At 54.7% G+C, this 25,154-nt stretch carries 28 protein-coding genes; 16 read left to right on the plus strand and 12 right to left on the minus strand.

Translation table 11 applies throughout. From position 1 onward, the window contains the following. Window positions 1-428 precede the first annotated feature (428 nt). From ACPLPM_RS09025 to ACPLPM_RS09040, 4 genes are all read right to left on the minus strand, one after another. Window positions 429-1,460 carry a Coenzyme F420 hydrogenase/dehydrogenase, beta subunit C-terminal domain gene (locus tag ACPLPM_RS09025; RefSeq protein WP_424359913.1) on the minus strand — a complete coding sequence of 344 codons (1,032 nt, stop codon included), beginning with the start codon at window positions 1,458-1,460 and terminating at the stop codon, window positions 429-431. Window positions 1,461-2,200: 740 nt separating this feature from the next. Further along, window positions 2,201-2,401: a hypothetical protein gene (locus ACPLPM_RS09030; protein WP_424359914.1), complete on the minus strand. Its 201-nt coding sequence runs from the start codon at window positions 2,399-2,401 to the stop codon at window positions 2,201-2,203. Between the two features lie 81 nt (window positions 2,402-2,482). After that, window positions 2,483-2,704 (minus strand): hypothetical protein, encoded by a 222-nt coding sequence (locus ACPLPM_RS09035; RefSeq protein WP_424359915.1) that lies wholly within the window; start codon window positions 2,702-2,704, stop codon window positions 2,483-2,485. 88 nt (window positions 2,705-2,792) lie between these two features. Next, complete coding sequence (locus ACPLPM_RS09040; RefSeq protein ID WP_424359916.1) at window positions 2,793-3,389, minus strand: hypothetical protein; 597 nt, start codon at window positions 3,387-3,389, stop codon at window positions 2,793-2,795. A 143-nt stretch (window positions 3,390-3,532) separates the two neighbouring features. Here ACPLPM_RS09040 and ACPLPM_RS09045 point away from each other — a divergent pair, with 143 nt between their 5' ends. The 12 genes from ACPLPM_RS09045 (at window position 3,533) to ACPLPM_RS09100 (ending at window position 13,256) form a co-directional block, all read left to right on the plus strand. Then, a complete protein-coding gene (locus tag ACPLPM_RS09045) occupies window positions 3,533-4,009 on the plus strand; it encodes an N-acetyltransferase family protein (protein ID WP_424359917.1) in 477 nt (158 codons plus the stop codon). A 176-nt stretch (window positions 4,010-4,185) separates the two neighbouring features. Beyond that, window positions 4,186-5,061 (plus strand): PhzF family phenazine biosynthesis protein, encoded by an 876-nt coding sequence (locus ACPLPM_RS09050; RefSeq protein WP_424359918.1) that lies wholly within the window; start codon window positions 4,186-4,188, stop codon window positions 5,059-5,061. Between the two features lie 12 nt (window positions 5,062-5,073). Next, on the plus strand, window positions 5,074-5,523 hold the full coding sequence (locus ACPLPM_RS09055; RefSeq protein WP_424359919.1) for a C-GCAxxG-C-C family protein: 450 nt from the start codon (window positions 5,074-5,076) through the stop codon (window positions 5,521-5,523). Window positions 5,524-5,553: 30 nt separating this feature from the next. After that, window positions 5,554-6,258, plus strand: coding sequence for a type 1 glutamine amidotransferase (locus tag ACPLPM_RS09060; RefSeq protein WP_424359920.1), 705 nt, complete (start codon window positions 5,554-5,556; stop codon window positions 6,256-6,258). Then, a complete protein-coding gene (locus tag ACPLPM_RS09065; RefSeq protein WP_424359921.1) occupies window positions 6,255-6,794 on the plus strand; it encodes an N-acetyltransferase family protein in 540 nt (179 codons plus the stop codon). Before ACPLPM_RS09060 ends, ACPLPM_RS09065 begins: the two co-directional genes overlap by 4 nt. A gap of 172 nt (window positions 6,795-6,966) precedes the next feature. Continuing rightward, window positions 6,967-8,151 (plus strand): PLP-dependent aminotransferase family protein, encoded by a 1,185-nt coding sequence (locus tag ACPLPM_RS09070; protein WP_424359922.1) that lies wholly within the window; start codon window positions 6,967-6,969, stop codon window positions 8,149-8,151. Beyond that, window positions 8,148-8,750, plus strand: coding sequence for a transglutaminase-like domain-containing protein (locus ACPLPM_RS09075; RefSeq protein WP_424359923.1), 603 nt, complete (start codon window positions 8,148-8,150; stop codon window positions 8,748-8,750). The genes ACPLPM_RS09070 and ACPLPM_RS09075 overlap by 4 nt, the downstream gene beginning before the upstream one ends. Window positions 8,751-8,814: 64 nt before the next feature. Next, window positions 8,815-9,207, plus strand: coding sequence for an ACT domain-containing protein (locus ACPLPM_RS09080; RefSeq protein ID WP_424359924.1), 393 nt, complete (start codon window positions 8,815-8,817; stop codon window positions 9,205-9,207). 73 nt (window positions 9,208-9,280) lie between these two features. Continuing rightward, window positions 9,281-9,931 (plus strand): TetR family transcriptional regulator, encoded by a 651-nt coding sequence (locus ACPLPM_RS09085; RefSeq protein ID WP_424359925.1) that lies wholly within the window; start codon window positions 9,281-9,283, stop codon window positions 9,929-9,931. 119 nt (window positions 9,932-10,050) lie between these two features. Continuing rightward, window positions 10,051-11,283 (plus strand): MFS transporter, encoded by a 1,233-nt coding sequence (locus ACPLPM_RS09090; RefSeq protein WP_424359926.1) that lies wholly within the window; start codon window positions 10,051-10,053, stop codon window positions 11,281-11,283. A gap of 138 nt (window positions 11,284-11,421) precedes the next feature. Next, window positions 11,422-12,597, plus strand: a complete 1,176-nt coding sequence (locus ACPLPM_RS09095) for an amidohydrolase (RefSeq protein WP_424359927.1) — start codon at window positions 11,422-11,424, stop codon at window positions 12,595-12,597. Then, window positions 12,594-13,256 (plus strand): diphthine--ammonia ligase, encoded by a 663-nt coding sequence (locus ACPLPM_RS09100; protein ID WP_424359928.1) that lies wholly within the window; start codon window positions 12,594-12,596, stop codon window positions 13,254-13,256. The genes ACPLPM_RS09095 and ACPLPM_RS09100 overlap by 4 nt, the downstream gene beginning before the upstream one ends. A 16-nt stretch (window positions 13,257-13,272) precedes the next feature. Here ACPLPM_RS09100 and ACPLPM_RS09105 read toward each other — a convergent pair whose 3' ends face one another. The 7 genes from ACPLPM_RS09105 to ACPLPM_RS09135 all read right to left on the minus strand — a co-directional run bounded on the left by ACPLPM_RS09105 (window position 13,273) and on the right by ACPLPM_RS09135 (window position 19,155). Then, window positions 13,273-14,748 (minus strand): PAS domain-containing sensor histidine kinase, encoded by a 1,476-nt coding sequence (locus ACPLPM_RS09105; RefSeq protein WP_424359929.1) that lies wholly within the window; start codon window positions 14,746-14,748, stop codon window positions 13,273-13,275. Window positions 14,749-14,898: 150 nt separating this feature from the next. Next, on the minus strand, window positions 14,899-15,021 hold the full coding sequence (locus ACPLPM_RS09110) for a hypothetical protein (protein ID WP_424359930.1): 123 nt from the start codon (window positions 15,019-15,021) through the stop codon (window positions 14,899-14,901). Window positions 15,022-15,183: 162 nt separating this feature from the next. Further along, window positions 15,184-15,927, minus strand: coding sequence for a hypothetical protein (locus ACPLPM_RS09115; RefSeq protein WP_424359931.1), 744 nt, complete (start codon window positions 15,925-15,927; stop codon window positions 15,184-15,186). Window positions 15,928-15,936: 9 nt separating this feature from the next. Next, window positions 15,937-16,815: a type II methionyl aminopeptidase gene (map, locus tag ACPLPM_RS09120; protein ID WP_424359932.1), complete on the minus strand. Its 879-nt coding sequence runs from the start codon at window positions 16,813-16,815 to the stop codon at window positions 15,937-15,939. After that, the gene (locus ACPLPM_RS09125) at window positions 16,812-17,954 is read right to left on the minus strand and encodes a M24 family metallopeptidase (RefSeq protein ID WP_424359933.1); all 1,143 of its coding nucleotides are present in this window, start codon (window positions 17,952-17,954) and stop codon (window positions 16,812-16,814) included. Before ACPLPM_RS09125 ends, map begins: the two co-directional genes overlap by 4 nt. A 533-nt stretch (window positions 17,955-18,487) precedes the next feature. Continuing rightward, entirely contained in the window at window positions 18,488-18,808 is a 321-nt protein-coding gene (locus tag ACPLPM_RS09130; RefSeq protein ID WP_424359934.1) for a hypothetical protein, read from the minus strand. Between the two features lie 5 nt (window positions 18,809-18,813). Continuing rightward, window positions 18,814-19,155 carry a hypothetical protein gene (locus ACPLPM_RS09135; protein ID WP_424359935.1) on the minus strand — a complete coding sequence of 114 codons (342 nt, stop codon included), beginning with the start codon at window positions 19,153-19,155 and terminating at the stop codon, window positions 18,814-18,816. 660 nt (window positions 19,156-19,815) lie between these two features. Between ACPLPM_RS09135 and ACPLPM_RS09140 the strand changes: the two genes are divergently transcribed. From ACPLPM_RS09140 to ACPLPM_RS09155, 4 genes are all read left to right on the plus strand, one after another. Next, entirely contained in the window at window positions 19,816-21,414 is a 1,599-nt protein-coding gene (locus ACPLPM_RS09140; protein ID WP_424359936.1) for a tRNA uridine(34) 5-carboxymethylaminomethyl modification radical SAM/GNAT enzyme Elp3, read from the plus strand. Between the two features lie 777 nt (window positions 21,415-22,191). Then, window positions 22,192-23,139, plus strand: coding sequence for a hypothetical protein (locus tag ACPLPM_RS09145; protein WP_424359937.1), 948 nt, complete (start codon window positions 22,192-22,194; stop codon window positions 23,137-23,139). After that, the gene (locus ACPLPM_RS09150; RefSeq protein WP_424359938.1) at window positions 23,096-24,094 is read left to right on the plus strand and encodes a hypothetical protein; all 999 of its coding nucleotides are present in this window, start codon (window positions 23,096-23,098) and stop codon (window positions 24,092-24,094) included. Before ACPLPM_RS09145 ends, ACPLPM_RS09150 begins: the two co-directional genes overlap by 44 nt. Beyond that, the gene (locus ACPLPM_RS09155) at window positions 24,091-24,642 is read left to right on the plus strand and encodes a rubrerythrin family protein (protein WP_424359939.1); all 552 of its coding nucleotides are present in this window, start codon (window positions 24,091-24,093) and stop codon (window positions 24,640-24,642) included. The genes ACPLPM_RS09150 and ACPLPM_RS09155 overlap by 4 nt, the downstream gene beginning before the upstream one ends. On the opposite strand, the gene ACPLPM_RS09160 is transcribed toward ACPLPM_RS09155, so the two are convergent. Beyond that, window positions 24,639-25,058 (minus strand): secondary thiamine-phosphate synthase enzyme YjbQ, encoded by a 420-nt coding sequence (locus tag ACPLPM_RS09160; RefSeq protein WP_424359940.1) that lies wholly within the window; start codon window positions 25,056-25,058, stop codon window positions 24,639-24,641. The genes ACPLPM_RS09155 and ACPLPM_RS09160 overlap by 4 nt on opposite strands. Window positions 25,059-25,154: the final 96 nt, after the last annotated feature.

Raw genomic sequence — 25,154 nt, forward strand, 5'->3', positions numbered from 1 at the left:
GGAACCGGTAAAAGGGAGCCTTTTTAGTCCACGGCGACACTGAGACAGCGCATTAACCAAACGATGCTAGCTGACCAATCGTTTCTGCCTGTATATCTGATTAATAGCCTGAAATCTTAACTACTTCGCGGAATCCTGACCGGTGTTGAGGAGATGCGGGAAATATAATTGTCGCCGTGCTACCAGCCCGCCGTGTCGCCGCGGATCAAAAAAGAGGGTCTTGCTATTCGGGTACGGTTGTCGCCGTGTCGCCGTGTCGCCGTGGTTTAACTAACCATCCTGCCATCGTTTCTAGAATGGTCTTTGTGCCGCCGTGGTTAGAACATCTGCTCTCCAGTTATCAAGATAAGGGGCCGTGTCGCCGTGGTGCACTAAGAGTAGTTTGTGTTATAATGGTTGAAAATGGTAGAAAAATGTTTGAGAATGGCTTACTGTAAGCCATTCCTCTTAAGCTTGAGCTTGCCGACTTTCTCTATGGCCACGGAGTCGACGCCGGGGACTGTTTCTATGAACTGCATGTCCAGGGCGATCTCGAACAGGCCGAGGCCTACGGCGGATCTGACGATGACGGTGCTCAGGCCGGGTTTGCTGCCGACACTGCCGACGCTGATGTCTGCCGACTTTGAGGTGAAGTCCGGGCATACTTTGCAGCCTTTGCGGACGTAGTCTCCCAGGCTCGACAGGGGGAGCTGCTTGACTTCGCCGCCCCTGAGGGTGACGGTCATCTTGCCTTCTCCGGCGTTCATCTTAGTGATCCGCCAGGTCGGGACGCCGAGGCGCTTCGAGACTTCTTCGACCATTGCATCGTCGAAGACTTCGAAGCAGAACAGCCCGATGGCAAATCTTACTTTTTTGGCCAGCTTCATCGCATACTCATTGGTCGAAGCCCGGAGCAGGCCTATGGACTGAATTGCGCAGGGGGTGCCGACCACGGCTACGCTGCGAATACTGTCATCGCTTGCGACCGTCTTCAGCGCTTCGAGGACGCCGTTGGAATCGTATTTGCTGCCTGCTGCTTTGCTCAGGTCTTCGGGGTAATAAGCGATCATCGGGTGGGCTTTCTGTATCCAGCGGTCGGACCCCATCACCAGCGCGCAGTCTACGAGGCCCTCTTCGAGGGCTGCGGTCAGGAGAGCCGTGACGACTCCGCCGTTCTGGGCGCGCTCTACTTCGACTCCTGCCCTGGCGCTCTTGATGTCCAGGTACGGGCCGATGATCTCGGTAGACCGGAAGGCCGCATAGTTAGCCGGTGTTCTCGGGCACACTTCCAGGCACGCCTTGCAGTCCACGCACGGGGTGAACTGGTAGGGCTTGTGCTCCTTGCCGTCGAAGGCAAGCGTGTTGCCCGGACATACGGTGATGCACGCTCTGCAGCCTGCACATATGTCCTTTTTCCAGACCGACTCTTCGAGCTCCTTGTATGGGAGAACAGACGGCTTCGATGATGCGTTGCTATGCATGTCCGGCACCTTTATAAGTATGTATGGGTAATTCTATTCCTTCTTTACTGTGTACGTATATAACTCTTATCACGTAGCAGGCGGTTATAATGTGCCGCAGCCGACTGCGATGCAGTCGGCGACTGTGATCGAGTCTGTCTTCATAAATCGAGTCTGATGCTTCCCCAATTAATCTTCTCTAAGCTTGAGCATAATAAGTAATATTCCATGAAAAATTGTGAGTCGGTGAGGTGTTGAGAGGTCTGCGGGGAGGTAGGGGAGTCACCGGGAGTACGGGAGGATTTTCAAACTGGGAGGTCAGGGAGGTTGGGAGGTCTGAGAGAAGGTGGTAGAGTACCCGGAGGCAAAAGAGAATTAACCTATCATATAATAATCCTCTCAAACCTTTCCACCCTCTCGATCCTCCTCTCGGACCTCTGTGACCGACACGGAGGTGTCCCTTGCCGATCTCTAACCTCCCAGCTTGAAAATCCTCCCCCGCCTCCCGGGACCTCCCCGACCCCCAAGTTTTCATTTCCGCTACTTGAAAATCCAGCTTTCATGATCGAATCATATGATTGCGCTCAGCCGGTTGAGTAGTTAAGGAAGGTGTTAAGAGGTTTTTGTGGTATGGGTGGGTTGCTTCATTGCGCAATCAATGGTTTACTTAGTTAGAAGTATACATATCATTTCTCGCTGAATAATCAAACTATCAGCCTTAGGTGCACGATCTGTTAGATGAAAAAATGTCCGGGCAGGAACTATTTCTTGCCCGACTTCTGGCCGAGCATTTTAAAAAACCACAGGGCCAGCCAGGTAGAGATTCCGCAGGAAGCCAGTATTGCTACTATCGAGGCCACCAGCAGTACTGTAATACATATGGCGCCCCCGCAGCACATGGCAGTGGCAGGGTCGATAGTCGGTGTCGGTGTAACCAGGATGATACCTCTGCGATACTCCAATAGCTCTTATCATCTATCAAGTTTACCCGGTCAGGAAAAACATTGGCTGCGAGTCATCCAGTTCCCAATTGTCACTCTACTCTACCGCCGAAGGCGAGCCGCTGCCGCTCTGGCGCAGAAGAGCAGGAGAAATATGGCGAACGACAGGCCGAACGAGAGCATGAACAGAGTGAGGCGAGGCAAGTGATATATGTATCCGCACGTCAGGCCGATCGCAAACCCGGCTATTAGTGAGAATACTGTAATCATCAGGAGTTCAATTAGCTCCCGCTGGTCCGATGCCGGTTCATCTCTTGCGGTCATAAGTCCAATCTCGCTGTTATGGGTTACTGTAATTTGATAAATAGTTGGCAGTCTATCCTATCAGAAGAGCAGCTATAACATTCTCAATTCAGCCTTTGATCTTGTTGGCCGGCACGTACTCTCTGACCATTGTTTCGGCCTGGCTAAAGTTGTCGGGCGTACAGTATAGTGCGATTGGCCCGACCAGCATTTTCGGCCTGACATAAAGTACCCGCTGCCTGCGGTGGATCTTCACACTTCTCACCTCATTCCAGCTGATGAAAAGAGCCTCCTGCGACTTTGCGATCATGCCGGCGCCTGCCGTGTTTAAGGAACCGGCTAAGATTCCTGCCGCAACGATGCCGCTGTTTATCGTCTTCGATCGTTTTCCGGCTTCGTACCCGATTCCCTTGCTGTTGATGCTGAACTCCGCTACAGGGCCTCCGAGGGTGAGGGCCCACAGGACGAGTACCGCGATAGCCAGGAGCGCAAGCATGATACAAAGTACCAGGCCCGCTACCTGCAGGAGGGCCCACAGGTCTTCACCGCCTGTGGCCACTGCGATGATCAGGAAAAAGATGATCATAGAACCTACTAATACGACAGCCAGGTCTCTCCAGAGCACCAGGTTGTTGATTAGTGGAACTTTTCTGCGCCATCGCAGCTCGGTATGGACGCTTTCTGTTCTTTGTTCGCCGTTCAACATTTTCTCCACTATCGTAATTCTCTGGGTTATACTTCAAAATGTCGGATAAATCCTGATTATGATCTCTGCACATGGCTATTCTCCGCGGAATCTCCGGGAAAGAACAAATGACCCGGTTTGTCTCATAATAACGGGGGAAGAACATGGAACATTACATTATTCAGGAGATGTCAGCCTCCGATCACGATCAGGTCTGCTCTATTTTCAGGGGTGGCATGGCCAGCGGCGATCTAGTGCTGGATGCGGATGATCCGGCAGAATGGATGGATCTCGAACGAGGCGAAAACCTGGTAGCCAAGCTTGATGATAAAGTGGTCGGCTGGGTGATTGTGACTCCTTTAGAGGAGGCGGAGTTACCGCAGGGTGTTGCCCGGGTGGGCGTTTTCGTAGACCCCGAGTACCGGGGCAAAGGCATCGGCCGGCTGCTGCTGAACTCGGCTATTCAGTACTCGGGCGAACAGGGCATCAGCTCGCTGATCTGCGGTGTCGTCCCTGCCAACCTGCCAGCGGTGATGCTGCACAAGTCCTGTGGCTTTAAGGCGCTGGGCATGCTCCGGGAAGCCGGTAAGTGCAGGGGCAGTAAGCGGGATGCCGTTTTACTGCAGCATACCTATGCTTGAACAGAGTACTTAAAATGTATCCAGTTGCAGGTACGGACACATAACCTATTCATCAGCAAGTCTGTCCTGCAAGAGCTTTTTTACTTGATCCCGGGGGCGCCAGCTCTGTTCAGCGGCGGAGCCTGACCGGGTATGCTTAATATTTTGAACCTTAATACTAACCATGCGGTATTATCATGGTATCTCATCCAATGTATACGCTCGATGTCTTCGCCGAAGAGCGATATGCCGGAAACCAGCTTGCTGTCTTCCGCAAAGCGGCCGATCTCTCGACTGAAACTATGCAGAAGATCGCCCGGGAGATGAACTACTCGGAAACCACCTTCATCCTGTCCGACACTCCCCGGGAGGGCGGCTACGACGCGAGAATCTTTACTCCCGAGGAAGAGCTTCCTTTCGCTGGCCATCCGACACTGGGCACTGCCTACGTAATTCTTAACGAGATCATGGATACGCCCGGAACTCAGGTTAAGTTGAACCTGAAAGTCGGCCAGATACCCGTCTCAGTGCAGCCTGACGGCGTACTCTGGATGGACCAGAAGCCTCCTGTCTTCGGGAGGACCTTCGAAGCGGCGGAAGTAGCACGGGTACTTGGCTTAGATGCATGCGACCTCGACCCGAGGTTCCCGGTGCAGGAAGTGTCGACCGGCCTGCCCTTCGTGATAGCAGCCCTGCAGAGCAACGGCGCCCTCCGGCGGGCAAAGCGGAACATTGCTGCTTTCGAGGCTTTTTCTAAGACGCACGGGAGGGACATGATCTACCTGTTCTCCGCCGAGCCCCGGAGCACCGAAAATCAACTCTCTGCCCGCATGTTCACCATCTTCCAGACGATGCCCGAAGATCCTGCCACCGGCAGCGCCTGCGGGTGTCTCGGCGGCTACCTGGTCGAGCACAGGTATTTCGGTGGAGATACAGTTGACGTGCGGGTAGAGCAGGGGTACGAAATCGATCGGCCGTCCCTGCTGCGGCTGAAGGCTTCCAGAACGCCTGGTCACATCGCAGTACAGGTGGGTGGCAAAGTTATTATGGTCTCTAAAGGCCAGTTACTCTAACAGAGGTATCACATGAGTGGCGATGCAAAAAGCAAGAGCGACCTTGCGGTCGACTGTTTCAAATCCGGCTTCAACTGCTCGCAGTCAGTTTTTACTGCGTTTTCCGGAGATGCAGGCCTCGACTCTGACACGGCCTTAAAAGTAGCTACCGCCTTTGGCGGCGGGATTGCCAGCACTGGCAGCGTCTGCGGTGCAGTATCCGGGGGGCTCATGGCCATCGGGCTCAAATACGGCCGGTGCACGATAGAAGACCTGAAAGCCAAGGAAAAGACCTACGAGCTATCCCGGCAGTTCATGAACGAGTTTAAGGCTCGCCACGGATCTGTGATTTGTAAGGAGATCCTGGGCTGCGACCTGAACACTCCCGAGGGCAAGGCTGAGTTTAACAGCAAGAACCTGATCAACGTCACGTGCGCCGGGTGTGTCCGGGATTCCGTGCAGATACTCGAAAAGTTATTGTGAGACAAAACCTTACAGAATGAGGAGGTTAACATGCGCCTGCACTACCTTCAGCACGTCCCGTTCGAAAATATCGCCAATATCCAGGTATGGGCTAAGAATAAAGGCCACACAGTCACTAAGACCGTACTCTACTACGACGAAGCGCTCCCTGACCTGAAAAGCTTCGACTGGCTCATCGTCATGGGCGGCCCTATGAACATCTACGAAGAGAAGGACTACCCGTGGCTGGCCCGGGAGAAGAAGTTCATCAAGGAGGCCATCGACGCCGGAAAGCTGGTCCTGGGGGTTTGCCTCGGGGCGCAGATGATCGCCGATGTGCTCGGCGCTAAGGTGACACCCGGCAAGGAAAAGGAGATCGGGTGGTACGAGGCTGTGAAAACGCCTGAAGGTAAAGCCTCTCCTGTTTTCAAGGCTCTGCCGGACAAATTCATGGCTTTCCACTGGCACGGAGACACCTTCGGCATCCCGGCAGGCGCGAAGAGGCTTGCCAGTAGCGAGGCCTGCGAGAACCAGGCGTTCGAGTACAACAACGGGAAAGTACTGGCCTTACAGTTCCACCTCGAATCGTCGGACGACAGCATCAACCGTCTCGCAAAAAACTGCGGGGACGAGCTGGTCGACGGTAAGCACATCCAGAAGAAGCCACAGCTGGTCGGGCAGGGCGAGAAGCTCCAGGCAATTTACAATCATATGTGCGTACTGCTGGACGCGATGGAAAAGGCTGGAAAACCTTGAACGACGAGCCCTGCCTGACAATCCGCGAGGCGGCCGCCTGCGATGCTGCCGCCATGGCCGGTATCAAGGTAGATACCTGGCGGGTTGCCTACAGAGGCATTATCTCAGACGAGTACCTGGATGCTCTCTCGTATGCCGAAGTGGAAGGGCGCTTCAGGAACGTTATCAGCGTTCCCGGCCCCGGCGAGCAGTTCATGGTCGCTGAAGCCGGCGGCAAAGTGATCGGCTTCGTCATCTTCGGCCCGGAGCGGGCGGTAGCGGCGGAAAGCCGGGGCGAAGTCTACGCCGTATATGTGCGGCCGGAGCATCACGGCCGGGGAGTCGGGCGAAAGCTCATGGTCGCCGCAGCCTGCCGGCTGATGGAGCAGGGCATGCGCTCGCTGACTGTGTGGACGCTGGATCAGGCCAGATCCAGGCACTTTTACGAGCGCCTCGGGGGCCGAATGGCGAGCTCTAAAACTGCGCACATCGGGGGCGCTGGCTATGTGCATGTAGCCTATTGCTGGTCGGATATGCGCCTTTGTTTTGAACCATAAGCCTATCTTTTATTTATGTTGCATCGGCCGCACAGGTTCGGCTCAATTTTTTAGACAACATCTTACATGATTATGATCATTTGTGAAACTTTTTAGACGGTCCGGCAGGGTTTACATCCTGCCGGACTGTCTAATATGTTTCAAGAATGACCGTAATAATACAGGTGTTACTATGAGCATAGCATTCGCTGACAGAATGTCCAACGTGCACAAGTCGTTCATCAGGGAGATCCTGAAAGTCACTCAGGACCCCTCGATCATCTCATTTGCGGGCGGCCTGCCGAACCCGGCCTCTTTCCCCGTCAGGGAGATCTCCGAAGCGGCTACTGCCGTACTGAAGGACAGCGGCGATAGCGTGCTTCAGTACAGCACTACCGAAGGGTACCAGCCGCTGCGGGAGTACGTGGCAATGCGGTACGCCCGGAGAGGTCTCAAGGTCGACCCGGACGAAGTAATGATCACCAGCGGCTCCCAGCAGGGCATCGACCTGGCCGGCAAAGTGTTTATCGACAAAGGCGATAAGGTCCTGGTCGAGCGGCCCACTTATCTGGCCACACTGCAGGCATTCGGCTTGTACCAGCCCGAGTTCAAGTCCATCTCGTTGCTGGAGGACGGCCCGGATACTCAGGCTATGGCACAGGCGCTGGATAGGGATAATATCAAGCTCTTCTACGCTGTGCCCAGCTTCCAGAATCCCACTGGCATCACCTATTCGCAGAAGAAGCGGCAGGAAGTGGCGGGGCTCCTGAACGAGCACGACACGGCCTTCGTGGAGGACGATCCCTACGGCGAAATCCGCTACCTGGGCGAAGACCTGCCCCCTGTGAAGAAGTACGTGGAGAATGGTGTTCTACTCGGCTCGTTCTCCAAGATCGTGTCCCCGGGCATGCGCCTTGGCTGGCTTGTGGCGCCGAAGGAGATCATGGAAAAGATCATAATCGCCAAGCAGGCCACAGATCTGCACACCAACTTCTTCACCCAGCGGGTCGTGTACCAGTACCTGACCACCAACGACGTGGACTCCCACATCCTCAAAATCAGGGCGATGTACCGGAAGCAGCGGGATACCATGGTGCAAGCCATCGAAAAGCACTTCCCCGAAGAGGTCCAATATACAAAGCCGGAAGGGGGCATGTTCCTCTGGGCCACGCTGCCCGAAGGCATATCCTCCCTGGAGCTGTTCGACATCGCAATTAAAGAGAAAGTGGCGTTCGTGCCGGGCCAGGCGTTCTTCGCCGACGGCTCGGGCCAGAATACCTTGAGGCTGAACTACACCAACTCCGGCGAGGAAGCGATCGAAACAGGCATCGCCCGGCTCGGGAATGCCATACACAGCCTGATGGAGCAGAAGAAGTGAGCAGGTTAGAGCCACATCACATCGCAAATATCGGGGCATACCTCAGGTGCACCGAGGCCGTCAACTACGATGACCACGCAGTAGCCCTGCTGGCCGGCGCAGTGGAAGGCGATACACAAGTAGATACTGTCAGGCGGGCCTTCGAGATGGTCCGGGACCGGTATCCTCACTCGTGCGATGCCGGCTCTGAAAAAGTGGCCTGCACCGCCTCTGACGTGATCCGGCTCGGGCACGGCCTCTGCTTTGCCAAGTCAAACCTGCTGGCCGCCCTGCTCAGGTATCACCAGATTCCGACAGGGTTCTGCTACGAGCGGGTTTGCAGGGACGAAGGAGGTTTTGTGCTTCACGGTTTCAACGCCGTAATCCTGGACGGGCAGTGGAGGAAGATCGACGCGAGGGGCAACAACGATCGGGTGAGGGTATACTTCACCCCTGCCCGGGATATGCTGGCCTATCCGCCCGATGCCACTGCCGGTGAAATTGAGTTCCCGGGAGTCCACCCTGACCCTTCCCCCGCCGTGATGAGCGTGCTGCGGGCCGGGCCTGACGTAAGCTCGGTAATTCTCAAGCTGCCGGGCGATCTGCCTCCATACGATTAGCTATAAAGCTAATCGTCGATTAGCTTTATAACCGATGGTATCAAATTTTATTGCGTAGGTATAAATGAAACTATCACTCTTAGTATTGAATCCGGTGTTCGCTATCTGTACCCTGAAGAGGGATGCACCGCTGCCCGAATGGGTACTGTCCAGCGACTTCTTCTCGATTACCCGGACCTATGACGAATTATCTATCGTGTGCCTGCAGGAGAGCATACCACAGGACGTCAAGATCAATAAGGGCTGGCGGTGCCTTAAAGTCCAGGGCCCGCTCGGCTTCGACATCGTTGGTATCCTGGCCTCGCTCTCGATGCCGCTGGCCAGCGAAGGCGTGAGCATCTTCGTGCTCTCGTCGTACGATACCGACTACATCATGGTCAAAAATTACGACCTGGACAAGGCCATAGAAGTGCTCCGCAAGGATGGGCACTCCGTTGAGCAGCAGGCTGCTCAATAATCTCTTTTTTTCATTTACTCCGGCCAGCCGTCGTTGTAAAATTTATATACGTACTGGCATGTATGCTTAATGTATGCGACGCACCAAAGAGGAAGCCGAGGTCACCCGGGATAAGCTGTTGAGTGCTGCCCTGAAAGTCTTCAGTAAAAAGGGCTACGCGACTACGACTCTGGACGACATCGCTAAAGAAGCCGGAGTCACACGCGGCGCTATCTACTGGCATTTCAAGGGCGGGAAAGCTGATGTCTTCAACGCCATTGTGGATACCGGTTTCGCGCGCGTCAATGGCCTGGTAGAAAAGCTGCTTGCCGAGGGGGGCACGCCCATTGAGCTGCTGGAGCGAATGATGATCCGTTTAATGCAGTTCTGCGAAGAGGACGATGACTACCGGGCCTTGCAGGAGATTACCATTTTCAAGATGTCGGAAGACCCGGAACTCTCGTTAAAGCTGGAGGATAAAAAGCATGCGCAGGAAGAATCTGTGCGGTACCTGGCCGATCTGATCAAACAGGCCAAAGAGGCCGGGGAAGTGCGCCCGGATGTAGACCCAATGACCGCTTCCATTACGGCTTATGGCATGCTTAATGGCATCGTGCTGCTCTGGATGATCGAACGCTCGGTGACCGACACTCCGCAGTTCTCGCTGAAAGACCAGGCCGGATCGTTTGTGAAGCTTTACCTGCAGGGGATCACTACTCCTGCCGGCTGCAAGAGCAAGGTATAAATACAATTAACATACACGTATGTATGTAAACTTCCGAGGGCTTCGCCCTCTAATCTACGATCCCAAAATCTCGCATTGATAATTTACATACAAACATGAATGTATAATGAGGTAATCTTATGGAAATGAAAAAAGAAGGACTAATGAACATGGATAAAAACCAGAAGCTCGCGCTGCTGGTTGTCTTCATCGCCATCTTCACAGACATGCTCATCTATTGCATGATCGTGCCCATTCTGCCTGAATATGCTTCCGGGCTGGGCGCTTCCCAGCAGGTCATCGGGCTCTTATTTGCCTGCTATGCTATCGCTTTTCTGATAGTCACTCCGGTGGTCGGCGTCTTATCGGACCGGGTCGGCAGGAAGCTACCGATGGTCATCGGCTTACTGGGCCTGTTCGGCTCCACGCTGCTCTTCGCGTTCTCCAGCGACCTGACAATGCTGTTCTTCGCCCGGGCATTACAAGGCGTTTCCGCGGGCGCTACCTGGACAGCCGGACTGGCGCTGCTTTCAGACATGTTCTCTCCCAGGGTGCGCCAGCAGGCCATCGGCATAGGCATCAGCGGAAGCTTTGCCGGCACCCTGCTCGGCCCCCTGTTCGGAGGAGCCCTCTACGAATACGGTGGCTACGCACTGCCCTTTCTCGCAGCTGCCGGCCTCGTCTTGATCGACGGTTTTGCCCGGCTCCTGCTGCTCAAGGATCCGCCCAGGCAGCCAGCTGACAAACAGGTATCTCTAAAGTCCATGCTGAAAAACCGGACCATCCTACTTATGGCGGGAGTCATTGTGCTTGTATCTGCCGCAACAGCTCTACTCGAGCCTGTCCTGCCACTGTACCTCTCAGACGTCCTGCAGGTATCCCCGACCATGATCGGACTGCTGTTCGCAGTAACGGTAATCGCCAGCCTGATCGCATCTCCGCTATCCTATACAGTCGCAGAGCGCTTCGGGCGTAAGAGGGTGATCATAGCAGGCCTCATCTGCTCTGCCCTCATCCTGCCTCTGCTGGCGATCAGTGGGTCATTCATCCTTGAAGTGGTACTAATGGCAGCGCTGGGTGCAGTCCTCGCCATCGGGCTCGCCTCGGTGCCGCTGGAGATGACCGAGGTCATCGACCGCCTCGGCATGGGCGGTTACGGAGCAGTATATGCAGTGTACAATCTGGCCCTGTCCTTCGGCATGATGGTGGGACCGATTGCCGGAGGCCTGCTCGCAGGATCACTCGGAATCACCCTCGGCCTCGGTGCCGGCGGTGCATTCATGATCGGCTACGCAGTGTTGCTGCTGGTCGTAATGCGTGGCTCTGGAAAGACGCCCGGTGAGGGCACGACTATTGCTGCACCTGTCCAGTAAACTGCACAGTGATACTGACCTTGCCTCTGGTCGGGTCAGCTTATATTTTATTCGACGCAATGTCTTCTCCTTTCCAGAAGCAGGAAATAGTTATTATCGCAGGACGACAATTACAGCAAGCAATTACGGCGATGCTTTATGATTATCCGAAACGCCACTTACTTTGACGGCGGTAAGATCGCTAAGGGCGACCTGCACCACGGCCCGTCTGACGAGGAGTTCGACGCCACGGGGAAATTTGTCATTCCCGCGTTCAGCAACTGGCATACTCACTTATCCATGACGCTCATGCGCGGCGCAGGCGAAGGCGAGAAGCTGCAGGACTGGCTGAACAACACTATCTTTCCCATGGAACGGCGCCTGACACCGGATCTGGTCTACAAGGGGGCGATGCTGGGCCTGGCGGAAATGATCCGCACCGGCACGTCGCACTTCATCGATATGTACTACTTCGCGGAAAGCGTGGCTAAAGCCGTCGAGGTATCCGGCATCCGGGGTACGCTCGGCACCCCGATCACCGAGTTCGGCACCGCCTATTACGACGATGCAGGGCACGCGCTGCGGCTGGCAGAGCGCCAGCTTAAAAATTCACAGCCGGGAGGCAGAGTGGACTACTGTGTCGCCCCTCACTCGATCTACCTGTGCTCGAAGGAAACCTTGCTGAAAGCCAAAGATCTCGCCCGCAGGTACGGGGTAAAGCTGACCACGCACATTTCCGAAACCCGGAAGGAATGCGTAGACTGCCATAAGCAGACCGGCCTCTGGCCTGTGGAATACCTCGACAGTATCGGCCTTCTCGATGAAAACACAGTGATGTCCCACGCCGCCTGGCTGACCAAGATGGAGGTCAGGATTCTCGGAGACCGGCATAGTACGGTGGTTCACTGTCCAACCTCTAACATGAAGCTCGCCTCAGGGGGCGTCATGCCTGTGCTCGAGCTGCGGGCGGCCGGAGTCAAAATCGCGCTGGGCACAGACGGCGCTGCCAGTAACAATTCTCTGAATATGATGCAGGAGATGAAATTTGCCAGCCTGCTCCAGAAGATGCACCGATGGGATGCTACGGCTGCACCTGCGCCCGTGGTCTTCGAGATGGCCACCCGGGACAGCCAGGACCTGGCTTTCATCGACCTGAACGACGTGCGGATGCTGCCCCACCACGACCTGATCGCGAACCTCGTATATTCGGGCGGCGCAGTCACTGACCTGCTCGTCGACGACCGGTTCGTCCTGCGGGACAACGTCATCACCACCTTCGACGAGGCGGCCGTCAAGAAGGAATTCCTGGAGGCTGCCACGGAGCTGTTGAAATGAAGGTGGCGGCGCTCTTCTCCGGCGGCAAAGACTCCAGCTATGCGGTCTTTATCGCCCAGCACTACGGCTGGGAGGTATCCCATCTAGTCACCGTATTCTCACAATCGCCGGAGTCGTACATGTACCATGTGCCCGCAGTAGAGCTCACGAGGCTGGCTGCTCAGTCTATGGGCCTGCCGCTTGTGGAAGTTGTAACTCCTCCCGAACCGGAGGTTGAGCTCATCCCTCTGAAGGAGACGCTGGCGAAGCTGGACGTGGACGGCATCGTTTCGGGAGCGCTGGCCTCCGAGTACCAGCGGAGGCGGCTCGACCAGATCTGCCAGGACGCCGGCATCAAGTCTTTTGCGCCCCTGTGGCACAAGAACCCGAGAGAGCTGCTGGGCGACATGGTCGACCAGGGCTTCGAGATCATGATCGTCGGGTGCATGGCCGAAGGGCTGGACGAGAAGTGGCTAGGTAGGGTGCTCGACCAGAAAGCCCTGGCAGAGCTCGACAAATTACATGATAAGTACGGCATCCACGTCGCCGGCGAAGGCGGGGAGTACGAGTCCATGGTAATTGGCGGACCCCACATGAAGCGGCGCATCTGCGTCGACTACGAAAAGGAATGGCGGGTGCATTCGGGGAAGATCAACGTGAAAAAGGCGTGGCTGGAGTAGCCTTGCGGCACACTTTTCAATCAGTTTCAGCGACAGGCAGCATGACAACAAACCTGCTGCCTTGCCTGTAATCTTCGGGCATCCGGTTTTCCACGGTGAGGCGGCCGCCGAAGTCTCTGACAAGCATATCGGTAAGGCAGAGTCCAAGGCCTTTGCCGCTGGTCCTCGCCTTATCGAGCGACTGCAGATCAAAGAGCTGCCTTTTGTGGTCGTCGGGTATGCCGGGGCCATTGTCCTCTATAGCAACCTTGCAGTAAGGCTTGCCGTTACTCAGGGCTACCCCGGCGGAGATGTTGACGGTCAGGGCTTTTCCAGGGTCGGAGTGCTTGATAGCGTTTCCCACCAGGTTCACGAAAACATCCTTAAGCAGTTCGTTTGCCCTGACTTTCAGAGAGTGCCGGATAGCTATGTTTATCTCGACATAGCGGCCGGTAATGCCCGAAAACTCCGCTCTTACCTCTCTCAGCAGTTTACCTACGTCTATGATCTCCGGCTTATATGCCCCGGCCTGTTCGCTTCTGACTTTCCTGACGTTGCTTATCAGGCGGGAATTGCTCTGGAGGGTGACCATCGGTTTCTCGATCAAAAACAGGTTATCCTCGCTGATCGAGCCCCCCTCTTTCACGGTGTCGATCGCCAGTTCCAGGTAGCCCATCGCTATCTGGTTCATGTTGTTGATGTCGTGGCCCATCAGGTCCAGGTACAGTTCTGCCTGAGCCCTGGCATTTTGTAGCTCAGCTTCGATCATTTTCCTCTCGGTGATGTCGTGGAAGACTCCGAACGCCCTGAGCGGGTTTCCCTGTTCGTCGAATTCGACGTCTCCTTCGAGGTGAATATGCTTAAGCTTGCCATCCCGGGCAATGATCCTGAAGTCGATTTTTCCGCCTGTCATCTGAGCTTTCACTGTCGATAAAAACTTACGGACCCTGTTACGGTCTTCAGGATGAACTTGCTTCAATAATACTTCGGTGGATTGTGTTTTATCCGAAGGCTCCAGACCCAGTATCCTGAAAGTTTCCTCGGACCAGTAGAGCCTCCGACGGTGTATGTCCCACTCCCAGCTTCCCATGCGGGCGATCTTCTGCGCCCGGTCGAGTTCCGCTTTACTGGCCTTCAGGTTCTTCTCCATATTTTTTAGCTCTGTGATATCCCGGACAACCAGGCGCACCTGGGGCTCGCTACTGTCACCCGTCCGGCAGGCTGAGATCTGGAGATTAACCAGGCTGCCGTCAAGCCGGAGCGTATTCACCTCGATCAGGGGAATATCAATACCTTCTTCCAGTATCATCCTGAAACGCTGTCTGACCAGTTCCCGGTAGTATGCCGGTATGAAATCGTAGATGTTCCTGCCGATTAAACACGCCGGGCTGTCCGCTCCCACAATTTTAGCATATGAATTGTTTGTATAGACAATCTGTTCTCCTGTAAGAATGATGATCCCGTCATGAGATTGCCTGTACATCTGCTGATAGCAGCTCAAGTTATCCGGCATCAGTAATCCCCGAGTCAAGTAGCACTATTCATGTCATATCGAGAAGACGAAATAGTTAGCGCTACTGGTAAAGCCGGTTAAAGGTTAACGAGGATAGATGCTGCCGGAGTCCGGCGAGGCCTGCATCTGCCCTATGATCGTCCTTCTAAATTAATAGCCCTGGATCTCCCGCTCTCCGGCCTTGAGGACTTCCTTGCACTTATCGGGCAGATCCTCGTAGCTGTTTACCCGCTCGACTTCGTGGATGAACTTGAGCCGGTCTTCCTGCTTCATGTTCGTGTAAGCATCGGTATGGGTGATTTTGAATGCGCGCTTGCTTAGCTCCGGGTCTATAGTAATCCCTCCGCAAGTGAGGTCGCCGGGTGAAAATAAAAAAGTTAGGCTGTGTTTATGCCCGAGTTTCACTCGGGTCCGAGTTTCACTCGGGTCCGAGTTTCACTCGGCTACTACCGGCGACGCCTTCTCGTCGAACGGGTTGGTCCGCAGCGCCAGGGAGAACAGGTATGGGTAGTGGCCTTCCAGGTACTGAATGTAGTCCAGCCACTGCAGCGCGAGCAACTCGTAGGCTCTGCTCGTGTCCCTGGAGAGGTGGGCAATGTCGGAGTCCGGCAGCTGATCCAGCGGGCCTCTGTAGTCCAGCTCCTCGGCGAGGTGAAAGACTGCCCGGAGGAGGTTGGTGAAAACTTCGTGCTCCAGCAGGACCGGGTTTTCCAGCAGCCTGACCAGGGTAGGCCGCTTGCTGGACAGGAGCTCCTTGATGGCTGTCAGCTCTCCTGCATCGAACTCCGCCCGGAACTCGTGGCCCTTCATGGTCTGGCGGATCCGGTTGAAGTCGTCCGGCTTGCACTGGCCTGTTATTTGCAGGCAGTTGCGAAGCTCGCTGGCCGACCTGTCCTCGATCACCATCATCCTCAGCAGAGATGTGCCTATCTCGCTGAAGAAGAGGCCGATCACCATGTTCATCTTCTCCATCCGCTCCTGCCGCTCTCTCATCTCGATCAGGCGGTCCAGTATCAGCGTTACCACGATGACTTCTACCGGCAGGAAGCCCAGGTAAAATACCAGGTATTTTTCCAGCCAGTGGGCGTCGTGGAAGAGGAGTATGTGTAGCCCGAAGACGGCGACCGAGATCAACACCAGCCCGGTGCCTAAGAGAAGTTTCCACCCGACTCTGACCATCGTCTCAACCTACAGCGTTGTAACCTCGCACCCGTCCTCGGTGACGATCATCGTGTGCTCGGCCTGAGAAACCATGCCTCCCCTTTCCTCTACCAGGACGGGGTACGCGTGCACGATGCCCAGGCGCATCAGGCTGCTCAGCGTGGCATCCGCCCGCTTCTGGCCTGCCACCCATCTTCTGGCGAAAGGCAGGCCCTGGAACTTCTGGATCGCCTTAAGCATGTCCCTCTCGGAAGGCATCCGCACCGGCTTGACTACCGTGATGCCGAAGATCTCAGTCAGCTCGCCTTCACCCACCACGCCAGCACCGTCCGTGGCGAAAGGCTCTATGGCGATGACCTGTCCGGCCTTGAGCACGATGCCCTGCCCGATCCTCTTGTTCGGGATCGACGGAGGCGCATGCTGGACGAACTTCTCGAGACCGTGGCCAGTCAGGTTGTAGACTGGCTTCAGGTCGAAGCCCTCGATGGTCTGCTCGATGATCTCTCCGATCTCGGCTGTCGAAACGCCGGCCCTGACAACCTTGATCGCCTCTTCCAACGCCTTTTCTGAGGCTTTGACCAGGTTGGCGTCGCCCTTCAGATCGACGGTCACCGCCGTGTCTGCAATATATCCGTCCACGTGGACGCCGATGTCGAGCTTGACGATGTTGTCCTCGAAGACCCTCGCATCGTCGGGCCCCGGAGTATCGTGCGCCGCCTCATCGTCGAGAGAAATGTTGACAGGGAATGCCGGCCGGCCGCCCCTCTTGAAGATGTCGTTCTCGATGGCCTCGGCCACGTCGAGCATCTTAGCGCCCTTCTTCACCAGCGGCACTGCTGCCAGCCTGACTTCTTTCAGGATACGTCCAGCCTCTCTATATTTATCCAGAACTGCGTCACCGCTCATAGGATAAGCTCCTTGGGATACTTCGTCAGATTCTTACAGCCGTTCTTCATCACCACGACTATATCCTCTATTCTTACTCCCCCGACATCCGGGAGGTATAAGCCCGGCTCTACCGTGACGACCATGCCTGCTTTCAGCGTCTTAGTGCCCGTCTGGCTCAGCCTCGGGGGCTCGTGGATCTCCAGGCCGACGCCGTGGCCGGTGGAGTGAATGTAGCCGGTCTGCGACTTGGTCCTGGGGGTACCGTAGCCGTGCTTCTCGAAGATGTCGCAGACCTTGTCATCGACAGATTTGCCGGTCACGCCTTCTTTGATGGCTGCGAGCGCAGCCTCCTGGGCTTTCAGCACGAGATCGTACATTTCCCTCATCTTCTTCGTGGGCTCGCCCCTGACAAACGTGCGGGTCATGTCCGCAAAGTACCGGTCCTTTTTACCGAAGGGGAAAATGTCGACGACTACAAGCTCGTTAGCCGGGATGGGCCCTGCGCCTGTAAAGTGAGGATCTGCAGCTCCCGGGCCTGCAGCGACGATCGAATCGGTCGTCTCGTAGCCGTTCTTGACAAAAACCACTTCGATCTCTCGCTGGATCTGCTCCGAAGTCAGCGGCTTGCCCCGGTAGTGCAGAATGCCATCCTTGACCGTGGCTTTCTTCAGCAGGCTTTCAGCCCTTGCCATGCCCTTCTCGTTGACCCGCTGGGCTTTCTGGATCATGGCGACCTCTTCCTTGGTTTTGAGAAGCCTGGCCTCTTCGATCTGCATCTCCGCAGGAGTCACCTCTATGCCCCGGGAACGGAGACTGTCCGCCAGCTTCAGCGGGAAGTTGCCCGGCACCGACACGCTCTTCGCCGCTAAGTCTCTCAACAATTCGGCGAGCACATCTGCATATGCACCGTCCGGGTCGCCGCTCGACTTCATCTTCTCCACGTACTGGTACTCCTCGTCAGAGATGACCCGGTCCACCTTAGCCTCTTTCTCAGCCCGGCCCCGCTCCATCGACGAGACCATGACATACGACTTACCCTCGGCGCACACGTACGCAAACGAATCCGGCGCCAGGAAACCGGTTGCATAATACAGATTAGCGTTATCTATGCTCTTGCCGACCATTAAGACCGGCGTGCTGCATTTTTCAGATGCCATCAGAATCAGTCCAGGATTATAATAACAGGGTATTATACGTCGATTCTAATTGATAAAACTTACACTATTCTAAAAGAAAATAACCTAAATGGCCATAGCGGGTCGACGCCTGCCTGATGGCAGGCTACTCGGCGTTTCGGGTGCTACACCGTCGGGGCCGGACTCGCACCCTCGCAACGAAAGTACGGCTGGCGCTATCGCTGCTGCCGCCCTTCCATTGCTTCGCAAGTCCTAAGCACCGCCGCCTTCAGCAGGCGGTCATTACCCCGCCGTCTCCGCATCCTCGCTGATGCGAGGACAAGCCCGAAACGCCTCGCCGACCGCTATTTCTAAAATTATGGTCAATACCCGGGATAATGCTAAGATCTCCTTCAAGCACGTCTTTGATAATACTATGCAGGGGATCATCGATACCAATTTCAAGTTTTACAAGAAGGTCAATGATAACGACGAGCTATCTAATTTCCTGTTAAATTACCTGTTCGAGGTGTGTTATAAAAAAGTATTAACTCAAGATTTGAAAAAATTAGATGTTATTTTTTCATTGTAGCGATCTCAGGAGCGATTGGGATTTTTATATGTTTATTTTTTACCAATATTCCGAGATATTCCTCTGAGCTCATCGGACAGTTGATTAAATCGTCGAGCTGATTCCGACTTTCGAGTTTGAGCTCTTTCTTAACCATGTTTAATAACGAATCTCCATACTCCCTACTTCCATGGCTAATCTTAGTATGAATATTGGTCTTTTTATTATCCACATACAGGAATAGCATAACATGGTCAGATTCGGAAGCTACAAACCCCTTTTTCTCTAAAGATGTGATGATCTTTTTAGTTTTAATGGGCGCCAAGGCAATCACTCCCTAAACATGTCTTTCAACTTATTCCGAAATGCAATGGCGTCATCAGTTAACGTATCACTATCTGCATCGACATATTCAATCCATAACGTCTCAATGGATTTTTTAATATCCTCTATTGCATCTTTTAAACTATCCGATACTGAATGAATACATAGCTCTTCATTTGAGATTATGTATTCGTCGTCTTCATATTGTACATCCAGAATTAGAGGAACTTTTAAAACTGCGATTTTATCCTGGATTTTTATATCTCTAAGAGGTATACCTTCCATCTTTTGGATATCCTTCTCATCTTCGATGAATATCGTTCTACTACCTTTCTTATCAACTGTCACTTTGTGGGAAGTCACCTTTCTTCCTGGACTTGTTACCCTCTATTTCATCTACTAAATGATAAAGCATCGACTGCATTGACTGAAAGTAATTAGCCAGTACTTCAGCAGGTATATATTTATGCTCTCCATCCTTATTTTTAATATATAGGTGAATAGTTTTGTCTTCTATCACGATATCCCACACCAACAAAAAATGAATAGTAGACCCTATTACTCCAATCTATAATTGTTTAATATTCGTCCCTGTATGTATAAATTATTGTATTTATGGGGAATTGTATACTGGGGTTTATCTATTGCAGTTGGTTTAAGAGTCATATAATTCGGTCGACGGAGGCTTTTCGGGTCTGCCCCTGCATCAGCAGGGAACGTGGAGATGGCGGGGTAATAGACGCCTGCTGAAAGCGGCGTCGCTTAGCGCTTGCGGAGGAGGCGCAGGAAGCGAGCAACGACGTGCGAGCTTTCTGGGCCGACGAGGGTGCAAGCGCGGCCCCGACATCGGAGCGCCCGAAAAGCCGGAGTAGGCTGCATCAGCAGCCGTCGACCCGCTAGAAATATTACTGTTGGATCCGATTTTTCTTATTCAATTACTATATAAGTTAACCATTATTCGTAACTCCGAAAACTTCATATCCCGCCCCGATATCTTTCTTTCAACTTATGGACGAAATTAATGTAGCCTGCCGAGAACTTATTGATCTTATTTTGTCCGGCAACGTGGCTACCCAGGATGAGCTAAATAAGGCAAAAAAGAACGTCAGCATAGCCCACCGGCTCTCCAAGCTGCCCAGGAACTCTGACATCCTGGCAGCCGCCGCCACCGACGCCGAGCGTGACCTCGTACTCGGTCTCCTCCAGAAGCGGCCGATCCGGACTATCTCCGGCGTAGCCGTAGTCGCTGTCATGACCTCCCCGGAAAAATGCCCCCACGGCAAGTGCGTGCCCTGCCCGGGAGGGGTGGACTCGGTCTTCAATTCTCCCCAGAGCTACACCGGCACCGAGCCTGCCGCATTAAGGGCGAAGCAGGAGGACTACGATCCCTACAAGCAGGTCACCGTCCGTTTAACACAACTCAAGCAAATCGGCCACGATCTCGACAAATGCGAACTCATCATCATGGGCGGTACCATGACCGCCCGAAGTCTCGATTATCAGGAATGGTTCGTGCGCCGGTGCCTCGAAGCGATGAACGACTTCGGAGGCGAGCCGCATCCCACTTACTTCATCGAAGAAGCCCAGAAGGCCAACGAAACCGCAAATGTCCGTAATGTGGCCATGACCTTCGAGACCCGGCCCGACTGGTGCCGGGAAAGCCACGTCGACCGGATGCTGAACATGGGTGGCACCAAGGTCGAATTAGGGGTGCAGAGCACCTATGACTTCGTCCTGAAGCGGATAGAGCGCGGCCACTCGGTGGCAGATTCGGTAGAAGCGAACCGTATCCTCAGAGACTCCGGCTTCAAGGTAGGCTTCCACATGATGCCCGGCCTTCCCGGCTCCGACTTCGACCGGGACCTGAGGATGTTCAAAGAGCTGTTCACCGACAGCCGGTTCTGCCCTGACTACATGAAGATATACCCGACGCTGGTGACCGAGGGCACGAAGCTGCACGATATGTGGAAACGGGGAGAATACAAGCCACTGTCCAGCGATGATGCAGCCGTCCTCATCGCCCAGATCAAGGCGTCGCTGCCGCCGTGGGTGAGGCTGCAGCGCATCCAGCGCGACATTCCTGTCAGGCATATCGTAGACGGAGTAGTCAAGAGCAACGTCCGCCAGCTTTCCGGAGACCTGCTTAAGGACTCCCAGCTAAAATGTCGCTGTATCCGGTGCCGGGAAATCGGGCACAAGGTACTACAGGGCGGGAAGCCCGATCCCTCTGCCATCAGGCTTCACGAGCACAAGCTGGCCGTCTGCGGCGGCACCGAGTACTTCCTGTCCTTCGACGACGAGAGCATCGATGCCCTCGTGGGGTTCCTCCGCCTCCGGTTCCCTCATCGGCCCCACCGGCCGGAGCTCAGCGAAGCCGCCATCGTCCGGGAACTGCATGTCTACGGCCGCATGGTGCCCATCGGGGAGAAAGACGACGCCTGGCAGCACCAGGGCTACGGCAAAAAACTCCTCGCCCGCGCCGAGGAGATCGCCACACAAGCCGGCTATCGCAAATTAGCCATCATCAGCGGCATCGGCGTCCGCCAGTACTATCAGAAGCTCGGGTATATCCACGACGGGCCGTACATGTCCAAGCTGCTCCGCTGATAGGTAAACCACCACGGCACTACGGCACAACGCTTTCTAACCACGGCGGCACGGCTCCGTATCCTGACGACTGGAGAGCAGCTGTTCTAACCACGGCGGCACGGCGGCACGGAGACAATTTGAGAAGCGTTAACCAGACTAATATTTTTACCACGGCGGCACGGCGACACAGAGACAGTCCGTACCTGGGTGGTAAAGCTCTCTTTAAGATCCACGGCGGCACAGCGGGCTGATGGCACGGAGACAACTTTGTTTATGTATCCGAGTCCCAGAGGTCTGGCAGGTTTCATCGAGGGCGTAGACGCTTCTGGCTATGCGATCAAAATCAGGCTAAGCGATCGGCATTCAAGCAGCATTTTTGGTTAATGCACTGTCTTGGTGTCGCCGCGGATAACAAAAGAGCCCTCCGATTTCATAGTTCGCCATTGTCTTGGTGTCGCTGTGCCGCCGTGGTTCAATTAACCATCCGACCGGTCGTATCTCATCTGTCTTGGTGTCGCTGTGCCGCCGTGGTTTAAATAACCACCCAGTTGTAGTGGTTCGCCATTGTCTTGGTGTCGCTGTGCCGCCGTGGTTTCAATTACCGTCAGGCTAGTCGCGTATCACTATTGTCCTTATATCCTCGTGCTGCTATGTTTCCATGGTTTAACCAGTCGTGGTAATCTGCCATACTCTGGCCCCCAAGGTGCTGTTCGCCGACCGGCGCGGGTTTTAGCGCCCCTGAAGCTTATTATTAGGCGATAAGAGTTAAATATATAAAAAATTTAATAAAACTGCATGGACTTTTTGCCGGACGTACGAGGGCTGATTGCTACTATTAAAGATAACCTGAGCATCCTTATCATCCTTGGAGCGGCGTTCTTTGCGGCCCTGATCTTCATCTGGCAGGCCGTCGCTACCCGCACCTACGTCAGCCCGGCTGAGCAGAGCGTCATTTTAAATATGCTCTTTCTCTGCGATGCCATCTTTCTGGCTATCTCTGTCTCCATCGCATTCTTAATTCTCTATCTCTCGTCGCTGTCGGGCGGGGATCTGCGGGGCACGCAATATGATACTTATGCTATCTTTGTCATCTTCATGATAGCGCCGCTGGCGTTCATCGGGTGCATGATGGCCTACAAGCCACCCGGCCTATACAATTATTGCATCAGTATCTCCGCATTGCTTTCGGGGTTGTCGTTGCTGACCTCCATTGCCATGGTACTTTACACGATCCGGTCTGTCCAGCCGCAGACAAGAGTCAGGGGCCTGATCGCGGGAATCAGCCGTGAGTTTCACCACTCTGGTACGGACGGTTCTGCGGGTTCCATCGTCTTACAGCAGCCCCTGGTTTCCTCCACTACTATTGCGTTGATCAGCCTGCTGAAAAAACTGTCTGCGGCGGGCGATACTTCGGTTGTGAAAGCCGCGGTGGATTCTATGATGGTAACGGCTCTGAGCGTGACAAGTACGGCTGGTATCAAGGAGATGGCCTTGGCCCGAAGCATGGTTTGCGACATAGTCGAAACCGGGGCGATCGGGGCTGAAACTCGGAACCCAGGGGTAGTGTGCCACGCGATCGACCGGCTAAAGGATATCACTGTTCAGTCCCGGCGCCTTGAAATCTCCTCTATGGCTTTCCGCGGAATAGGGTACGTATCCAGTGCGTGCGCTAAGTTTGGGGGAGAGTGTCCGGGCATCTGTGCTGGACCCGTGGCTTGCCCAGGTCTACGCGGCTATCTATGATAGTATCGGCAAGCGGGAATCCCTGGATCGGGCGGTAAAAACCATCGAGCGGGCGCTGGCCCGCAAGGACGAGCTGATGCCGGAGGAAAAGTCTCACGTGCTGTTCGTGGCAGGCCACGTATACACCCGGCTTGCGAAAGCAGATAAATCCGCTGACACGGCGTTACTTTCAATATCCCTGCTGGAGCAGGCGCAGAGCACCGGGGAGCCTGGGGCGCTGGACCAGGCCCTGATCAACGCAGAGGCGGGCCGGGCGTACGTAGTGCTGGCCTCGTCCCGCAATCCTGTGAAGAGCTATAAAAAAGCCCTGGCTGCTTTCGAAGAGGCCGGTAAAACTCTGACGGAAGACCTCTCTCCCTGGGATGCGGCCTCGCTGGAGGCGGATACTGGAAATGCCAGCGTCATGCTCGCCGACGAGTACTACCGGCTGCGCCGGTACGACGATGCGCTGGTCTGCGCGAGAGGGGCTATCGAACATTATACGGTCGCTGCAAAGTACTTTACTCCTCGCAGGTCAAAGGTTGCCCACGGCCGGATCATGTCCGATGCTGGCCTGGCCCATACTGTCATCAGCGAAATTTTCCTGAGGTCTCACGAGCTCGATGCTGCCCTGAAACACGTGTCCATGTCTATTAGTTGCTACAATTCGGCGATCGGTATGATCGATCGGGAGTACGCCCCGGAGGCTTATGCATCTATGAAAGTAAGCATAGGGCTGGCACATGCCAGCATGTCGGAGATCTGCTTCAAGGAAAAGCGGTACGAGGAAGCGATAGCAGCCTGCGATAGCGCCATCCAGGCCTACAATGAAGCGGTGAAAGTGTACGAAAGCGCAGGGAAAGAGAAGCTCGCAACCGATGTCCGGAAGCGCCTGAAGCAGGCCAGCGATCTCTTCAACACCTTCATGATGATCGGCAAAGGTAAAACTAAGCACATGGCTGGTGATGTCCTGTGAGGGAAGCGACCTTAAAGTGTCTCCGGGACGCTTTTTGCAGCGAAAGCATGTCCCATGTCAGGTACCTGATCTTCGCAGGGCACGCCCAGGACGAGTCGTTTCCAGTCCTGTCCCGCCTGTTCCGGGCGTTCGCCCTGGCCAAATATCTCCGGGCGTCAGAGCTATATTATCTCTCCCGGGACATGCTGGGAAATCCGGCGGTAAACTCGAACTCGTACTTCATCTTCGAGCGGACGATGGACAACCTGGTCAAAGCGAGGGATATGGAGATCAATAGTGTCAAAGAAGTTTTCGAACCCTATCATGCCTTAGCGATGGCTGAGTCAGAGCCGGCAGCGGCGCACTGCCTGGAGAAATCGGCTGTGATCAGCCGGGTGATCGCGAACATGATCGACAACGTGGTACCGAAGCTCCGGCATACCGACGAAGAGCCCGATATAGGGGATATTTTCATCTGTTCGATCTGCGGCTTTATCGCCATCGATCGGGCGCCAGAAGCATGCCCGTGCTGCAATAGCAGTGCGGAGAACTATATTCTGGTGGTCTAAAAGCCAAGGACCTGGACGATGACTTCCCGGCGCCGCGGGCGCACGTCGAAGTCTACGATGACTATCTGCTGCCAGGTGCCCAGCAGCAGCGACTTTTCTTTGAACGGGACCACGATGTCCGGTCCCATCGTCGCTGCCCGGACGTGGGACATGCCGTTGCCGTCTCCCCACTTCAGATCGTGCTCGTAAGAGGCATCCGACGGGGCGAGGCGCTCCAGGGCCCGGGGTAAGTCCTGCTGCAGTCCTGGCTCATACTCTATAGTTGTGATCGACGCTGTGCTGCCAGGGACGAATACTGTGACGATTCCTTCTTTTATATCTCCCGAAGCCACGACTTGCCCGACCTGGTCAGTCAGATTGATCATATCGTCGTGCCCTCTGGTTTCGACGGTCAAAGTCCTGGTCAGTACCGGCATGTTATCTCCATGTAGTTTTTTAAGTATTTTTGATTTAAGTGTTGATAGATTTAAGTATATCCACAGATAAGTCGCTACATGCCTACATTATTCTTG

Origin of the sequence: Methanocella sp. MCL-LM (assembly GCF_049676595.1) — an archaeon.
Lineage (GTDB): Archaea > Halobacteriota > Methanocellia > Methanocellales > Methanocellaceae > Methanocella_A.

Coding starts and splice junctions, on each gene's coding strand:
- ACPLPM_RS09110 (WP_424359930.1), bottom strand. CDS start 15,021: ATGAAGCAGGAAGACCGGCTCAAGTTCATCCACGAAGTCGAGCGGGTA.
- ACPLPM_RS09125 (WP_424359933.1), bottom strand. CDS start 17,954: ATGGCATCTGAAAAATGCAGCACGCCGGTCTTAATGGTCGGCAAGAGC.
- map (WP_424359932.1), bottom strand. CDS start 16,815: ATGAGCGGTGACGCAGTTCTGGATAAATATAGAGAGGCTGGACGTATC.
- ACPLPM_RS09105 (WP_424359929.1), bottom strand. CDS start 14,748: ATGCCGGATAACTTGAGCTGCTATCAGCAGATGTACAGGCAATCTCAT.
- ACPLPM_RS09090 (WP_424359926.1), top strand. CDS start 10,051: ATGGAAATGAAAAAAGAAGGACTAATGAACATGGATAAAAACCAGAAG.
- ACPLPM_RS09160 (WP_424359940.1), bottom strand. CDS start 25,058: ATGCCGGTACTGACCAGGACTTTGACCGTCGAAACCAGAGGGCACGAC.
- ACPLPM_RS09115 (WP_424359931.1), bottom strand. CDS start 15,927: ATGGTCAGAGTCGGGTGGAAACTTCTCTTAGGCACCGGGCTGGTGTTG.
- ACPLPM_RS09035 (WP_424359915.1), bottom strand. CDS start 2,704: ATGACCGCAAGAGATGAACCGGCATCGGACCAGCGGGAGCTAATTGAA.
- ACPLPM_RS09045 (WP_424359917.1), top strand. CDS start 3,533: ATGGAACATTACATTATTCAGGAGATGTCAGCCTCCGATCACGATCAG.
- ACPLPM_RS09140 (WP_424359936.1), top strand. CDS start 19,816: ATGGACGAAATTAATGTAGCCTGCCGAGAACTTATTGATCTTATTTTG.
- ACPLPM_RS09145 (WP_424359937.1), top strand. CDS start 22,192: ATGGACTTTTTGCCGGACGTACGAGGGCTGATTGCTACTATTAAAGAT.
- ACPLPM_RS09040 (WP_424359916.1), bottom strand. CDS start 3,389: ATGTTGAACGGCGAACAAAGAACAGAAAGCGTCCATACCGAGCTGCGA.
- ACPLPM_RS09070 (WP_424359922.1), top strand. CDS start 6,967: ATGAGCATAGCATTCGCTGACAGAATGTCCAACGTGCACAAGTCGTTC.
- ACPLPM_RS09085 (WP_424359925.1), top strand. CDS start 9,281: ATGCGACGCACCAAAGAGGAAGCCGAGGTCACCCGGGATAAGCTGTTG.
- ACPLPM_RS09060 (WP_424359920.1), top strand. CDS start 5,554: ATGCGCCTGCACTACCTTCAGCACGTCCCGTTCGAAAATATCGCCAAT.
- ACPLPM_RS09055 (WP_424359919.1), top strand. CDS start 5,074: ATGAGTGGCGATGCAAAAAGCAAGAGCGACCTTGCGGTCGACTGTTTC.
- ACPLPM_RS09080 (WP_424359924.1), top strand. CDS start 8,815: ATGAAACTATCACTCTTAGTATTGAATCCGGTGTTCGCTATCTGTACC.
- ACPLPM_RS09100 (WP_424359928.1), top strand. CDS start 12,594: ATGAAGGTGGCGGCGCTCTTCTCCGGCGGCAAAGACTCCAGCTATGCG.
- ACPLPM_RS09025 (WP_424359913.1), bottom strand. CDS start 1,460: ATGCATAGCAACGCATCATCGAAGCCGTCTGTTCTCCCATACAAGGAG.
- ACPLPM_RS09050 (WP_424359918.1), top strand. CDS start 4,186: ATGGTATCTCATCCAATGTATACGCTCGATGTCTTCGCCGAAGAGCGA.
- ACPLPM_RS09095 (WP_424359927.1), top strand. CDS start 11,422: ATGATTATCCGAAACGCCACTTACTTTGACGGCGGTAAGATCGCTAAG.